Origin of the sequence: Brevibacillus sp. AY1 (assembly GCF_029870785.1) — a bacterium.
Taxonomy (GTDB): Bacteria; Bacillota; Bacilli; order Brevibacillales; family Brevibacillaceae; genus Brevibacillus; species Brevibacillus invocatus.
Genome location: NZ_JAFLPN010000023.1, coordinates 28,624 through 43,757, shown reverse-complemented (window position 1 = coordinate 43,757; position 15,134 = coordinate 28,624). Strand labels below are relative to the sequence as shown.

Annotated in this window: 12 protein-coding genes; 5 read left to right on the top strand and 7 right to left on the bottom strand. The window is 50.2% G+C overall.

Features of this window, described 5'->3' with window-relative positions; genetic code table 11:
- Positions 1–44 precede the first annotated feature (44 nt).
- The 4 genes from JZI27_RS17200 to JZI27_RS17185 form a co-directional block, all read right to left on the bottom strand.
- A complete protein-coding gene (locus JZI27_RS17200; RefSeq protein WP_122910601.1) occupies positions 45–1,196 on the bottom strand; it encodes an acetoin utilization protein AcuC in 1,152 nt (383 codons plus the stop codon).
- Positions 1,193–1,837 carry a CBS and ACT domain-containing protein gene (locus JZI27_RS17195; protein WP_251244708.1) on the bottom strand — a complete coding sequence of 215 codons (645 nt, stop codon included), beginning with the start codon at positions 1,835–1,837 and terminating at the stop codon, positions 1,193–1,195. The genes JZI27_RS17200 and JZI27_RS17195 overlap by 4 nt, the downstream gene beginning before the upstream one ends.
- Positions 1,838–1,879: 42 nt before the next feature.
- A complete protein-coding gene (locus tag JZI27_RS17190; RefSeq protein ID WP_122910603.1) occupies positions 1,880–2,512 on the bottom strand; it encodes an N-acetyltransferase in 633 nt (210 codons plus the stop codon).
- Positions 2,513–2,587: 75 nt separating this feature from the next.
- Complete coding sequence (locus JZI27_RS17185; protein WP_280208427.1) at positions 2,588–5,713, bottom strand: penicillin-binding protein 1A; 3,126 nt, start codon at positions 5,711–5,713, stop codon at positions 2,588–2,590.
- Between the two features lie 115 nt (positions 5,714–5,828).
- Between JZI27_RS17185 and JZI27_RS17180 the strand changes: the two genes are divergently transcribed.
- Complete coding sequence (locus JZI27_RS17180; RefSeq protein ID WP_251244711.1) at positions 5,829–6,173, top strand: hypothetical protein; 345 nt, start codon at positions 5,829–5,831, stop codon at positions 6,171–6,173.
- Positions 6,174–6,229: 56 nt separating this feature from the next.
- Here JZI27_RS17180 and JZI27_RS17175 read toward each other — a convergent pair whose 3' ends face one another.
- From JZI27_RS17175 to JZI27_RS17165, 3 genes are all read right to left on the bottom strand, one after another.
- Entirely contained in the window at positions 6,230–6,580 is a 351-nt protein-coding gene (locus JZI27_RS17175; protein ID WP_280208425.1) for a YunG family protein, read from the bottom strand.
- 74 nt (positions 6,581–6,654) lie between these two features.
- On the bottom strand, positions 6,655–7,254 hold the full coding sequence (rpsD, locus tag JZI27_RS17170; protein ID WP_122910607.1) for a 30S ribosomal protein S4: 600 nt from the start codon (positions 7,252–7,254) through the stop codon (positions 6,655–6,657).
- Positions 7,255–7,577: 323 nt separating this feature from the next.
- Positions 7,578–9,863, bottom strand: a complete 2,286-nt coding sequence (locus tag JZI27_RS17165; protein WP_280208423.1) for an S-layer homology domain-containing protein — start codon at positions 9,861–9,863, stop codon at positions 7,578–7,580.
- Positions 9,864–10,205: 342 nt separating this feature from the next.
- On the opposite strand from JZI27_RS17165, the gene JZI27_RS17160 reads away from it, so the two are divergent.
- From JZI27_RS17160 to JZI27_RS17145, 4 genes are all read left to right on the top strand, one after another.
- Complete coding sequence (locus JZI27_RS17160) at positions 10,206–10,787, top strand: histidine phosphatase family protein (RefSeq protein ID WP_122910609.1); 582 nt, start codon at positions 10,206–10,208, stop codon at positions 10,785–10,787.
- Between the two features lie 38 nt (positions 10,788–10,825).
- Positions 10,826–13,066: a sensor domain-containing diguanylate cyclase gene (locus JZI27_RS17155; RefSeq protein ID WP_276531896.1), complete on the top strand. Its 2,241-nt coding sequence runs from the start codon at positions 10,826–10,828 to the stop codon at positions 13,064–13,066.
- Positions 13,067–13,161: 95 nt separating this feature from the next.
- Complete coding sequence (locus JZI27_RS17150) at positions 13,162–14,160, top strand: MBL fold metallo-hydrolase (protein WP_280208422.1); 999 nt, start codon at positions 13,162–13,164, stop codon at positions 14,158–14,160.
- Positions 14,161–14,230: 70 nt separating this feature from the next.
- Positions 14,231–15,130 (top strand): hypothetical protein, encoded by a 900-nt coding sequence (locus tag JZI27_RS17145; RefSeq protein ID WP_280208421.1) that lies wholly within the window; start codon positions 14,231–14,233, stop codon positions 15,128–15,130.
- Positions 15,131–15,134 lie beyond the last annotated feature (4 nt).

The window sequence follows — 15,134 nt, the reverse complement described above, 5'->3', positions numbered from 1 at the left end:
TCCCTGAAAAGGAACAAAGAGGGGGATTTTGGCTTTTCTTTTTTTTATGCGATTGGTGCGTGCATCATCGCTCGCTCCAGTGTCACGAGATTTTTCTGTGTAATCTCTTCCCGACGAGGAATCGCTGGAAATGGCTCATCGAAAAGGTGGACGGGGAGTGGCAATTCGCTCTGAGGCTGCCATTTCTCTCGCCAGGCATCTGGAATCTTTGTCTCATCCGGCAGCTGCTGATCGCTCATTTCGCTCCACAGCAACGTCCAGGCTCGCGGAACGACGCGCCAGATGTCATAGCCACCGCCGCCGACGGCAATCCACCGCCCATTGCAGTAGGTATGGGCAAGCTGATGAGCCAGCCTGGGAATCTGCTGATAGATTTTCATGGAACAGGAAAGATGTGTCAACGGATCGTAGGCATGGGCGTCACAGCCGTTTTGCGTCAGGATCACATCCGGTTTAAAACCGCGCACCAGTTTGGGAATCAGCTCCGAATAGAGATCAATGAAAGACTGATCCTCCGTAAACGCTTCCAGCGGGATGTTGACGGAGAACCCGTATCCATTGCCATCGCCGCGTTCGGTTGTATTGCCAGTGCCCGGAAACAGGTATTTGCCTGTCTCGTGCAGGGAGACGGTCAGGACGTTGGGATCGTCGTAAAATGCCCATTGCACCCCATCTCCGTGGTGCGCATCGGTGTCGATATACAAGATTCGCGCATCCCAGTGCTTGCGCATATAGGCGATCGCGACGGAACAATCGTTGTAGATGCAGAAGCCGGAAGCCCGTCCGCGAAAAGCATGATGCAAGCCACCAGCTGGATTGAAGGCGTGATCGGCTTGTCCGTTCATGACGACATCTACAGCTTGCAAGGTTCCACCCACGATGAGCGAGGATGCTTCATGCATGTTGAGAAAGCAAGGCACATCTTCTGTTCCCAATCCATAGCTGGCAGCCAGCGGAAGAACCTCGCTCTGATGTCCCTGATCGCGTACGAACTGGATGTAGCGAGGATCGTGCACCAGCTCCAGTTCCGCTTCTGTCGCTTGACGGGGAGAGAGGATGTCCTCGTCACGGAGAAGCTGGTATGCCTGCATCAGTTCGTGGGTGAGCAACAGGCGGCGCTGATTGAAGGGATGGTCATCGTGAAAATAGTAATCCGTGTAGTTCGGCGAATAGATGAGACGAGCTTGGCGACTCACAAGTCAATCCCTCCATCCGTAGGCCCGACCACCGTAAAACCGCGATCAGCCAGCAATTGAAGAATACTCCTCGGATCGAAGGTTTGTACGCGGAAAACGAGATTTTTTGTAGCGGGCTTTTTCCCAGGATAGACGACCACGCTGTTGACATTCACCTGCGCTTCCCGAAAGATCTGGCTCACTTCTGCAAGCATACCGACACGATCCTCCACTTCCACCTCAATGTGAGAGCTGGGCTTGTTGACGCCGAACAGCTCGATGAGACTGTTGAACAGATCGGATTCGGTGATCATGCCGACCAGGCGAGTTCCTTCTACGACCGGCAGGGAACCGATTTTGTTTTCGTAGATCTGTACGGCAGCATCCTCGATGAAATCAAGCGGGTGGGCCGTGATGACGTGTCTGCGCATGATGTCCGAGACGGGCTTGTGCAGGATCGTATCATCGTCATCGTGCGCGATTAGTCGAGAGGGAAGGGCATCTCGCAAATCTCGATCAGAGACGATCCCGATGAGCTGCTCTTTATCCAACACAGGGAGATGACGGATTCGGTTGATTCTGAGCAAAAGAAGGGCTTCACCAATGGGAGTGGCCGGATTCACCGTAACCAGATTTTTTCGCATGATATCTTCAATGCGCATGAAAGATTCCTCCATTGATTTCAGATAGGGAGAGGACTACTTTTAATATAAAAAGCGATTCTGAAAACGCATGGCATCAAAGGCTTCAACACTTTCTGGAGGTACGCGCCCTCCGATCTTCGCCATCAAACAGTTGGCCGGATGGCTGCAAATCTCCGGGTCGTCTGTAGCCAGCCAGATCATCCCGACACTTCCCATCACTTTTTCCATCACTTTTCGGTACTGCCAGACATCCAGTCCGGTTCCTTTCAAATCCCAGTGCCAGTAATACTCTGTCGTGATAATGATGTAGTCTTCCATCGCATCGTCGAGGAACGAGACCTCCAGCAGCTTTTTCGCCACTCCACCTGCTCGCACCAGGGGACTGATCTCGATAGCTCCCAGCTCCAGAAGGTCGGGCAATTTGGCTTGCGACCATCGCTCCAAAGGATCGGGATGGAGAAAGGTTACGTAGCCAAGAACGAGATCTTCTTCACGCGCTACGATGATCCGACCTTCGGGTAGATCGGCAATTTCCACTAAAGCTTTATGTTGCATTTCCGGTATTCGAAATGCTTTTAATCCGTCATCAAAACGATAGGCAGCCAATTCTGCACCAGAGATGGGACCCTCGATGATCAATTCTCTGCCGTTTACCTCCAAGGGTAGAGAATAATACCGCTTGATGTGATCCATCCGTTCACCTCCCAAAATGTAGAAAAAGAGAGATGGTGTTATCGCCATCTCTGCTCATTCTCGTGCGCTATCTATTCATGGTAGTCGTCCAGTTACGTTGTTTGAATGCGGTGACTCCCCGTAACTGTTCACTGCGGTGATGTAGTAATTCGGATTATCTACTCCAGCAGCATGGGTAAAGGTCGTGGTGGATACGGTCCCCAGGAGCAGATAACCACTGCTTGGATCAGGACTGAAGTAGACGTTATAGGCAATGACCTGTTCTGATGCTTTGTTTGCTCTCCACTGCAATTTCCAGCCGTTACCTGTGTCTGCGATCGTCACGGACTGTGGTGCAGATGGCGGCAATGTAGATGGTGAATCTATCGGATTCCCCGTATTGGGCTGCCCCAGAATTGGATCTGGCAGCTCGCCTGGATCTGTACCCGGTACCGTTCCTCCGTCAATCGGATTGTCGGTCGGTGATTGCGGCAGCTCCCAAGTTGTCGAAGAAGAGCCGACTGAAGCGATGATCGATGGTTGTGATTCCACTCCAGTAAGATCTACTGCGGTCACATAGTAAGCGGAATCGCCTTGCGAATTGGCGTCCGTGAGAGTGAGAACCGCAGGATCCTTGACGGTGCCAATGTGCGTGAAGCCGTGCAAGGCGTTTGCGCGATAAATGCGATAGCCGACCAGATCGGCTTCTTTTGCTGATTGCCAGGTCAACACGGCTTGCGTACCTGTCCGGTTGGCAACAAGTCCGGTTGGCGAGGAAGGAGCACCGGCTACTTCTGTGCGCGGATCTTCGGCGTCTGGCAGCCTTTGCTCCCAATCCGGCGGTCTGACAGCTACCTTCGAATTGCTGGCCTGAATTTGCTCTTTTGTCGGGAGCGGATCAGGGGAGCGGTAGAAGATGCCTTCCGTCACAAAGTCGTCAGGCGTACCTTCCTTGGCGAGATAACGCTCTCCTTCGTAGGTGATCACTCTAGCCTTCTGATGGGAATCGTCCACCTCTGACGGAACAAATTTGCGGTTAAAGATGTCGGAGATGACGTGGCCGGCTTCCTTGGAAAGCTCGCTCGGCAATTTTCCGGATTTGGAATCGACAGAAGCGCTGACGATACCCTCCGGTTTTTTGAATGTAGCATCAGGGGGTGAGAGGTTGGGATGTGCTTCAATTACTTCTTTCATCACCTTGCCCCAGACGATCATCGGTACGTACTTGTCGGCATCCGGCATCGGGTACGGTTCATCAAAGCCTACCCATACGCCCATCGATACCTCAGGTGTATAGCCGACAAACCACAAGTCGTTACTGCTATTCGTCGTACCTGTTTTCCCTGCGACGTCCACTTTGCGCGGTACGAATTTGCGGATATGGGTTCCGGTACCGGAGTTCACCACTGTGCGCATCATGTCGGTAATCAGGTATGCGGTTTGTTCGCTATATACCTGTACTGGCTGTGTCTGATGGCGGTAAATGACTTGTCCCCGGCTGTCCTCGATCCGCTCGATCAGATAGGCATCCACGAACGAACCGTTGTTGGCAAAGGTGGCGTAGGCATTGGTCATTTCCTCGACCGTCGTACCGTATGTCAAACCTCCGATTACCCCAGTCTGCGCGTAATTGTCTGCATCAACCAGTGTGGTAATACCCGTTTTCTTCACGTATTCCAGTGCAGTTGGGATGCCCACCTTCAGATACGCTTTGATCGCCGGAATGTTCCAAGACTGACGAAGAGCTTCACGCGTACTCATGATCCCTTGCCATTTGTTGTTCCAGTTTTTCGGTAAGTGAGATCCTTTTTGTCCGTCACTGAGCAGCACAGGTGAATCGTCCAAAGGAGAGGCTGGCTGCAGCAGTCCCAGCTCAAAAGCGGGAGCGTAAGCGGCCAGTGGCTTCATCGCAGAACCAGGCTGTCTGGGTGCGGTAGCATGGTTGGTCTGCTCGACTGTAAAGTCTCGACCGCCGATCATGCCTAGGATCGCACCAGTCCGGTTGTGGATCATCATTGCGCCTACTTCTTCAAGCGCGTCTTCGATCTTCTCTGTCTTTCCATTGGAACGTTTGATTGTATAGGTCCGGTTTTTACCGAAATTGCTTGCGTCAGATGCCACAGACTGCATGATGTTATGTACGTTTTTATCAAACGTGGTGTAAACCTTGTAGCCTCTGCGCAGGATATCGCGGCGTTTTTCCTCGACCAGCAGGCGATACTCGTTGCGACCGATTGTTGATTTGTCTCGGCCCTTTTCCTTGAGCTCCGCGTCAACCAGCTGACGTGCTGCCCGTTCTTCAATCTCCATCATGAGGAAAGGAACTTCCCGATACGCTTGCTGTGTCGGTTTAGCCAATTGCGCTTTTAGATCGACAGCCAGAGCCGTATCGTATTGAGATTGCGTGATGTAGCCATTTTCCATCATGCGGTCGAGAACCATTTTTTGCCGCTCTTTACCGCGTTCGTAGCTTTCATTTCCAAACGGGGAGTAGGCACCCGGATTTTGAATCATCCCGGCCATATAAGAAGCTTCACTCAGGGTGAGTTCTTTTACTTCTTTGCCAAAGACACCCTTGGCGGCTGCCTGGACGCCGTAAATATTGGAGCCGTTGGCGTTCTTGCCCAGGTAGATTTCGTTCATGTAGGCTTCCAAAATCTCATCTTTGGAAAACATTTGCTCGATCCGCAGGGCATTGAAGATTTCACGCGCTTTTCTGGCGTGGCTCACTTCATGGGTCAGGATCGTGTTTTTGACGAGCTGTTGGGTAATGGTACTGCCGCCTGTCACGACTGGCTGATTGGTCAACTCCTGGTAAGTAGCTCGCAAGGTAGACTGTACGGCGATCCCTTTGTGCTGGTAATAGCCTTTGTCTTCTGTTGCGATGATAGCATTGATCAAATAGGGAGAAACGTCAGCCTTTTTCACCAAACGCCGGTCGCCTTCTTCAGCACGCAGCTGACCGATGAGCGAGCCGTCGTTGTAATAAGCGAATCCTGTCAAATAGTTGGTGAAAATTTTCTCTTCCAATTCCGCTTTGTTGCGAACGGGCTCGTCTTTAACGAGTGCTGCAACATAACCTGTCACGATTCCTCCGGCCATCGCCGCACCCATCAAGCCGAGCAAAAAGATCAGCTGGACCATGATCCAGACCAAGCGTCTGCGACCACGGCGACGTTTTTTCTTTTTCGGTTCAGAGGAAGATGTTTGGTTATTCGACATAGATCTACGACCCCCTAGCATACAGCCTGATTATACCATAGGAGGAACGTGTAGGATAGAAATTGCGAAGCTGGCAGGGGAGAGAAGCTCAAGAAGTACAAAATCTTTACAGTCAGTGAATCAAGCTTCTGCACCGCTGCAGCTGCATTTTCTTGCTGCTCACAAAGGGATTCCTGTTATCGATCAGCCTTATGTAGTCATGGTTGATGAGGGGAGCGGCGATATCGTTGGCTTCCAGGGTGGATTTGCCCAGAAGCAGGTTGCGTTGCCTGATCCCCAAAATGCAGTGGCCGCTGAAATTGCTGTGGAAAAGATTTTAAAGGAGTCGCCGCTTCATCTGGTTTATGTCTGGTCCAAGCAGATCGACAAGCCTGTTCTCGTCTACAAACCTTTGAAGGGATTCGCGGGCAATGTTTATTTCGATGCCATCAAGGGAGAATTCGTATCGATTGGTCCCTGAGCTATCACCCACGACCACCTGTGCCATTGTTCGCATGGGTGGTTGTTCCGTTTTTGCTAGGATTGGTGGAAATATCGCTGCACGGCCTGTTGCAGATATTGGTATTGTTCTCCATTCGTATCCGTCAAGGCTTCCTCGCGACTGGACGGAATGTCGTCATAGCTGATTGCTTCGGCAAACTGGGAATCTGTAAAATCCATTCGCTTGCCGGAAATCTCGTTGTAGTAGTGCCAGCCTTCTGAAAGCCGCGTTTTGCGGATCTCGCCTCCGAACAGGTCATGGATGACCAGAGCTGTCACACCGCATTGCCCTTTTGCCGGATTGGCGGATGTCCATTTCGTGCTGGAATGGATGGACCAGGACTTCCTTAATACTTCCCGTATCTCTTCCTCATGAAAGCTTGGCATATGCATCACCCTCCTTTTCCCAAATAAAAAAGAGTAGACCGATAAACGGCGCTACTCTTTTTACGATCAATCGATTAACGGCTGTAGAACTCAACGATCAGAACTTCGTTGATTTCAGCAGGCATTTCTTCGCGATCTGGCAGACGAGTGTAAGTTCCTTCCAACGCTGCATCATTGAATGTAACGTAGTTAGGCAGGAAGTTACGGCTTTCCAGGGAATCCTTGATCAGTTGCAGACCACGGGATTTTTCGCGAACGGAGATCACATCACCTGGTTGTACACGGTAGGATGGGATGTTTACTTTTTTGCCGTTTACCAGGAAGTGACCATGGTTTACCAGCTGACGAGCAGCAGGGCGAGATGGAGCAAAGCCCATGCGGTATACCAGGTTGTCCAGACGGGATTCCAGCAATTTCATGAAGTTTTCGCCCACTACGCCAGCCATTTTGTTAGCATGGTCGAAAGTGCGACGGAATTGTTTTTCGTTCAGGCCAAACATATGGCGCAGTTTTTGTTTTTCTTGCAACTGGATACCATACTCGCTGATTTTACGACGGGTGTTGTGACCGTGTTGACCAGGAGGGAAGTTGCGTTTGATATCCTTGCCAGTACCATCGAGGGAGATTCCCAGACGACGAGCAAGTTTGTGGCGTGGGCCTGTGTAACGTGACATGTTTTCAGTCTCCTTTAATGTGGATTCGCAGGTGTTTACTTCCGACAGGTTAGTTCCATCTTTATCTACACGAACTTCAGACGGTAGCGTTTCCGCATCGTGCTCCTCACAGATAGTTCAGCCGCTGCCTGTAAGGGAGGGAACTAAGAGGGTCGAGCCTTTCGTTTTTACCTGCAATCAATGCTACCCTGTACACATACACTCAATAATACTAGGCGAGATAAGGCAAAGTCAAGAGGTGAATAGCAAACGCCATCCAGCAGCATGAGCGGGATGGCGTTCCATGAACTCCTTGATAGACATGCTTGAAACGGTGTTTTTACCTATCTATACAGAATGGGTTTGGTGTCCTGTTCACTGCGCTTTTCCAGGAAGCGACTAAAGGAGATCGCAGCATCTGCTCGACTGACGCTTGCAGCAGGCTGGAACTTCTGCTTGTCGGTTGGAATGATGCCGAGTGTCGTTGCAATCACGATCGAACCGCGTTTTTTGGAATTCCCAATATCGCTTAGATCGCTTTGGAACATTTCGGAGTATTGGGCAAGGTTGTGATAACCCAGGGCGCGAACGATCATATCAGCCAGCTCTTCTCTGGTAATCGCTTCGTCCGGATTGAGTTTAGACGATTGCTTGTCGAGAAGCCCCCTGTCTACTGCGCTTTCGACGGCGGCAAAGTAGCGGGATTGATTGGAAACATCGCTGAATGACGCTTTTCTTTCCGCAGAATAGACCGGGAAGAATCTTCCTTGATTGATGCTGATCATCAGCATTTCGATCATTTCTCCGCGAGTGATCGTCTTCTCGGGCACGATCTTGCCGTCGATGAGGGAAAGCGCGTCGTATTCATACATCAAGAGCAGCTCCTTGGCAGCAGGATGACCTTCTAGATCGCTTGGAGCAGCGCGATGCAGGGCAACGGTTTTTCCTGTCGATTGCGAACGCCAGTCTCCCGAGACCGCATCGAAGAAGTAGGGCTCATCGAAGAGCGTGGCACTGGCGCGATAGACAAGCTTGGCTTCCCGTTTTGGAATGTAGGATGGCTGTGTCTGAATTTTTTTCTGATCTTCCGGGCTGAGCTGCTCCATGACATAGACAGCTTCGATTTCAGCCTCATCCCACCAAGCATCAGCAGCCTTGTCAGCAGAGAGGTGCTTCGGCGGCTGAGAAGGGTACTTCTCCTTGCCAATCTCGGCGTGGTAGGAAACAATCTCGCCCGTTTGCGCATCGAAGGTGACGGATGCAGAGCCGCTTGCGGCAAGAACATCTCCTACGTAACGCTGGAATACCAGTGTCTGTTCACTCGAATCGCCAGGACGAACATTCGCTGCGGAGTGCTCATTCCAGTAGAATTCGTGTGCGGTAGTAGGCGTCCATTTGCGGATGCTGTCCATCGCCTGTTCTTTTAGGGCATCAGTGTCCAGCTTGCGTGTCGTTCCATCTTTCGCCAGTGGTTTGTTCGGTCTCTTTGAATAGGAGTAGATATCTCCGGTTGCAGCATCGATGGACACATGGGCGTAATCATAATCCTGGCTTCCTTTTTTCTCATAGGAGAGATCCCAGACAGGACGATTTCCACGGTATTCACTTTCGCTGTATTGGGCAGAGCGCAGTTCGTAGCCGGAAAGGTTGAAGGTTTGCGAAGCCATCCTGATCGCTTCTTCCTGAGACAGGGCCTTGCCCTTGTGACGAGCGGATAGAGACTTGGCGCTGACTGGCTCAGGGTCACTAGCTTCGCTGCGCGGCGCCAGCAATTGGTTCAGAGCCGTTCCATCTTTTGCGTCAATCACAAATTGAAACGGATTGGTATACGCGAGCACAGGCTTTTCGCGCATTTCTCCTTGTGCTTCCCACGGAATGACGTAGGCGAGAGAAGGCTTCGTCTCTTCCTTCAGCAATTCCTTGGCCTCATCCTCAGAAATCGGTGAAGACGGTTTGTGGAATTGAATGTCATCGTTCCACATCAACGAGTAGCCAACTACCTTACCTGCGCTATTTACCGATACCTCAGCACTGTTTTCAATAAACCAGATTCCATCCACGACTCGGGCAAAACTGAAGGAATAGGTAGAATTGGCGTACAACGGTGTTTTGGGAGTTGGCGCCGAGCGCAGATAGAGCTTTGTTTGTGCTGCTTTTCCAGCGTTGTAGGTTGCAAGGAAGCTCTCGGCTTGTTTTCGTGCTTCATCATAAGAAATCCGTTTAGCGTAAGGGAGGTTGGCGTTTTCCTGATCGTGGTAGGAATAGGAGGTTAGTTCTCCGGTGTTCGCGTGGATACTGACGCTGTAATACGTTTGGACTTCATTTTTATCTGGTACTTTTTTCTCCCAACTAAAGGACCATTCAGGGAAGTTTCTCCAGCTGTCCGGTGATCGAAAAGATACAGATTTCAACTCCAATCCTTGGCTTGGAACAATGCGATTGGCGATGGCGAGTGCAGCATCTTTAGACAGCTTGGCGTCCTTGGATGCAGCCAGAGCAGCCAGATTTCCTTGAGCCGAAACGGAAACCGCTTTATTTGCAGCAATGGTATTTGCGTGTGCCGATGCAACAGGCAGGAGTAGACTGGTGGTAAGGAGAATAGCGCTAGAACGGTATAAAAATGGTTTCATAGTGATGACCTCCGATGTAGTTTGTGTCAACTTATTACGTGTGACGCACAATATATCGCTCCCGTTTCAGAGGTTGAAAAAAAGAGATGTACATTTTGGAAGGTTTCGTGAAGGAATGGGAATTTTGTCCCGAATGTTACGGGATCAATCTAGAATTGAGAACCGGCATCTTATATAATAAGAATTATTATTCTAATCAAGCTGTTAAGAAACCTCTAACGGGGTCTTCCCGAGGTTGAGTGAAGCGACGACCGCGTTTTAGAGTTATTCTTGCAGGTTCGGAAAGTGTTGCTCCTAGAAGTGTGTCCTTTCCGAAACTGTCAAAAAAGGAGATCACAGCCCTTGGAAACCATCATGTACCTTATTCGACACGGAGAAACGGACTGGAACTCATCTCGGCGTATCCAAGGACACAGCGATATTGAATTGAATGAGCTGGGATTGCACCAAGCCGAGCTGGTAGCTGGGAGATTTAAAGCCGAGGAATTTCATGGTATTTATTCCAGTGACCTCAGCAGAGCAAGAGTAACGGCAGCACAAATTGCAAAGCATAAAGATTTTGAAATCTCGACACACATTGCACTGCGTGAGCGTTGCTACGGCAGACTGGAAGGGCTCACTTATGAGGAGATCCGGGCTACCTTTACAGAGCAGGACGAAGCCGCACACGGCATTGAGACCTTCGAAGCCATGCAAGAGCGTGCAGTCACAGCTTTAACGGAAATAGCCAACAAGCACACCAATGAGGCCATTGTCGTTGTCTCGCACGGCGGGCTGATCAACAGCTTCCTTCATTATGTGACAGGAGGTTTGCAAGGTACGGGAATCACGAAAATTGACAATACAGGTATTTGTGTTTTCCGCTTTGCCGATCGACGTTGGGAAGTCCTACAAGTGAACAATACGAATCATTTGGAAGCTTGAGAAAATGTTGAGAGAGGGAGTATCTCGTGTCAAGTAAAATGTTGGGGAAGTTAGAGACGGTCTTTTCCTATGCGGCCCACTTTATCCTGCAATCATGGCCGGAAAAGCGACCGGGCATCCTTTTCTTGACAGATTCCACAGGCCGTTTAATCAACACCATGAACATGCAGGTTGGCCGACCCTGGAACCCTCAAGGACTTGACCTTTCGCTACACGCTATGCCTGCCGGAAAAGCGTCCGAGCTGGTTTTAAAAGCGTTGCAAACAAGTGAAATTGTAGTAGAGGCTGACGCAGATGCTCTTGTCTACGCGGCGTTTCCACTCCGGGAGCAGGACGGTCACGTACGCGCAGTGATCGGTATCGTTGCCCCTACGGTGGAAATCTCTTTTGATCTTGCTTCCTATCTGCGGGGACTGGAGCCGCTGATTCGCATGGGGTATGACGCGTATATCCAGCATGCTACCAGTCATATCATCGTGGAACTGAGCGTGTACGAAACGACACGCGAATTGTTGAACAGCCTGACCCGACAGATTCAAGACATCATCCAAAAAGGCTATTGCTCCGCTGTCTGCTTGTCAGAAGAAGGCACAGTGATGATGCACGACATGGTGACTACAGAGGATGCTCCAAGAGGCCAAAGCCATATTGAGCAGATCGTAGCCGAAATGGGAACGACACCGATCGTCGCTTCCATTCTGCGTGAAAACCGATTGGTTATGGTCCCTATCAGCTGGAACAAAAGAATGTTGTACGCTCTGTTCCTTCACCTCTCACCTGATGAAACGGACTGTTTATTCGACGAAAGGGACGTTGCGTTTTTGCAGGAAGTGGCAGAAAAAGCAAGCAGTGCATTGTGGCGTGTCATGATGTCTGAGGATCTGCGTCGTGAGGCGAACAAGAAAAATCTGTTATACCAGCTTATGTCCAAAATACAGGCATCCATCGATGTAAACGATGTCCTGCATGAGATTGTGACCAGTATCCCCAGTCTGTACCCCAACTACTCTGTCGAATTGTTCCTCACGGTAGAGCCCGACGCTACGACTCCGGTCAAGCAGCTTTCTCTGCAGGAGGATGAAGGCTCTACCAGCACGCGAGCTTACCTCGAGGGGAAATTAATTGTTGAGAATATAGAAGAAAATGATCAAAGAAAGACTGTTATTGCTGCGCCATTACTGGGAAAGCAAGGAATTTACGGAGTCCTTCAGGTCACCTCTGATCAAGCTGTGTCCCCTACCCGATATGAGACCGACTACATCTCCATTTTGGCTGATACAGCGGGAAAAGCATTTGAAAATGCGCAGTTGTACCAACAGTCTCGCAATCTGATTCGCGAGCTGCGATTGATTAACGAGATGGCCAGACAGCTAAACCGCAGCCTGAATTTGTCAGAGATTTTAGAGTTTGTGACGACCATGATGCGGGCGACCTTCGATGCCGAATTTTGTGCGATCATGCGGAAGCAAACCGATGAAGAGCATTTCCAAGTGCTCGCATCCTCCATGCCGGAGTACGCGGGTAAGCTATTGTCAGCCAGTGAAAAGCCATTTCAGCAAATCCTGCAAAACAAGCAGACACTCATGCTGGCTCAGCCAGGTTCAGGAACTCTTCCTTTTTCGCTCATGCCAAGCAGTTCCCTGATGGGAGTTCCGTTAGTCGTTGAAGGCGAAGTAAGTGGCATTCTGCTCGTTGCTGATTCACGCTATCATTTTTTCAGTTTTGATGATTACAAATTATTGGAGATTTTTGGTCAGCACGCCAGCCTGGCGATGACCAATGCTGTCCTGCATAACGAGATGGAACGGATGGTAATCACAGATAACCTGACCAACCTGTACACGCGCCGATACTTGAACGAGCGCGTCAAAGCATCGCTGGAACAGGATAGCTATGGTTCACTGATCCTGATTGATATCGATTACTTTAAAAACGTAAACGACACGTTCGGCCATCAGGTGGGTGACGAAGTGTTGATTCAAGTTTCCAATCTGATAAGGCGCAGTATACGCGACAGTGATATTGCTGCGCGATGGGGAGGAGAAGAGCTGGCGGTCTACCTGCCTCGCGTAGACAAGACTACCGCCCACGCCGTCGCTGAGAGAATTCGGCGTTGTGTAGAGAATGAGACATCCCCGCGCGTCACGATCTCGTCAGGTTTAGCCAAGTGGAGCAAGGAGCTTGACAGCAACCTGAGCGTAGAAGCGCTATTTCATCAGGCGGACCTGGCTTTGTACGAAGCCAAGAATTCAGGCCGTAACCAAGTTGTGTTAGCATAGAGCCAGAGAATGGCTCTTTTCTCTTTTTTTGCAAGACCTCGCTTTAAAGAGCTGTAATCAATCTCAATCAGGATAGGATAGAGGGAGGAGCCAATATGACAGTGCTGGGAAAAAGGAATGTGGCAGAGGAAATGGCGCCGGGTGTATTTCGCATTGAAGTTCCGACGCCTTTTCACGTAGGATCAGTCAATTTGTACGTGTTAATAAAGGCAGAAGAGGTAACCTTGGTTGACGTGGGGCCGTTGACGGAGGAAGCATGGCAGACCCTGAATGAAGGGCTTGCTTCAATCGGTATCGGTTTGGAGCAAATCTCGCAAATTGTCCTGACCCATCACCATGTCGACCACGTCGGTCAACTGGAACGAGTAAGACGTGCTTCAGGCGCTCGGACGCTGGCACACCCTCAGGCTGCTCCCTACGTGCAGATGGACGAAGATTTCATGGTTTATCATGATCAATTTTTCAAGGAGCTGTACCAAAAAAGCGGTGTTCCCGAAGAAAAGCTCATCATCATTGCGAAGTTTCAAAAGCTGATGAAAACCTTCTCTGCGCCCAGCCAAATCGATGGGCTGCTCAAACATGAACAAGTACTTCCGCTTTTTCCGGAATGGCAGGTTCTGTATACACCAGGACACAGTCAAAGCCATCTTTCCTTGTACCGTGCGAAGGATCGCGTCCTGATCGGTGGAGATCATATTATCAAGCACATCTCCTCCAATGCATTTATCGAACCTCCACGCGATCGTTCCCGCAACAGGCCATTGACACTGGTGCAGTACCGCACAGCGTTGCAAATGTGTGCGGATATGGAGATTGATCAGGTTTTTTCCGGTCATGGCGAGCGTGTGACGCATCATCGGGAATTGATTTTATCGCGACTGCAAAAAAATTGGGAGCGCACAGATACATTGCGACGCTTGCTGGCCTCTGGTGAGAAGACCGCGTACGAATTGACGGCACTGCTCTTTCCCACCCTGTATGAAAAAGAGTTGCCGCTCACGATATCGGAAACGATCGGGCACATCGATCTGTTGATGATCCTGCATCAGGTAGAGGTGGAAGAGCGAGACGGCGTGCTCCACTATCACCTGTGATCGAACCCGTAGAATAACCCTTTTCCTCCCCGGAAACGCTATAGGAGACTAGCTGTGAAGGAGGACGAAAATGAGAAAGGGTTGGATCATCTGTCTGGTGGCATGTGTTGCCATGTCGCTTGGCGGCTGTGGCCAAATGGGCGTGAAGCAAAACGCGGGCACGGATTTTGAGCAGATCAGGGATCATTTTGCCAATCAACAAGGGTACGAATTTTACGGTCGAACCAAGCTTTTGACTGATAACAGTGCGAATGCAAATATGGTGAATTTTTCAGGACGCAAGGATGGAGACACGGTCTTTATGAACGTGAAGCTGTCAGTTCCTGAGAAAAAGCGGGTTGAGACGCTGACGCTTTTGGATCAAGGAACGACCTTGTACACCAAAAAAGATGGAACCCAAGAGTGGGTGCAGAGTGCAGGGGATGATGCAGCCCTTCGCCAGGAGATGGAAAACTGGAATCCGGCATTCGCCTTTCAACAAATGAGTGAGATGAGAAAAAATGTGTATCCCATCCAAGACAACAACCTGAAGGACGATCAGGCGATGATCCGCGTCGTGATGGATTCTGCCAAGCTGAAAGGCTGGCTCGCGAGTCAGCTGCAAGGTCAAAGCGGCACTCACATTCAGTCCCTCCCCTCCATGAATAGACACCAGCCCAGTATGAAGCTGGCCATGTCTCTCACAAAGGGAGATTGGAGACAGCCGGGGGAAGGCGTGAGTATTCAATCGAATGGAAAGACAGACGTGCAGGAAATCGTAGACCAGATGGATTTGGAAGCGGAGTACACGATTCTATACCAGAAATCGAACAAGCTGCCAATCAGAATGACGATGTCGATCCGATCCCAATATGATTATAAAGACCAGCGTATTCAAGAGCATTCGCAGGTCGAGACATATCTGCAAAATTACGGAAAGGTAAAGCCCGTTCCTGACCCCAAATCAGTACCAACAGGAAAAGGTCATTAATTCT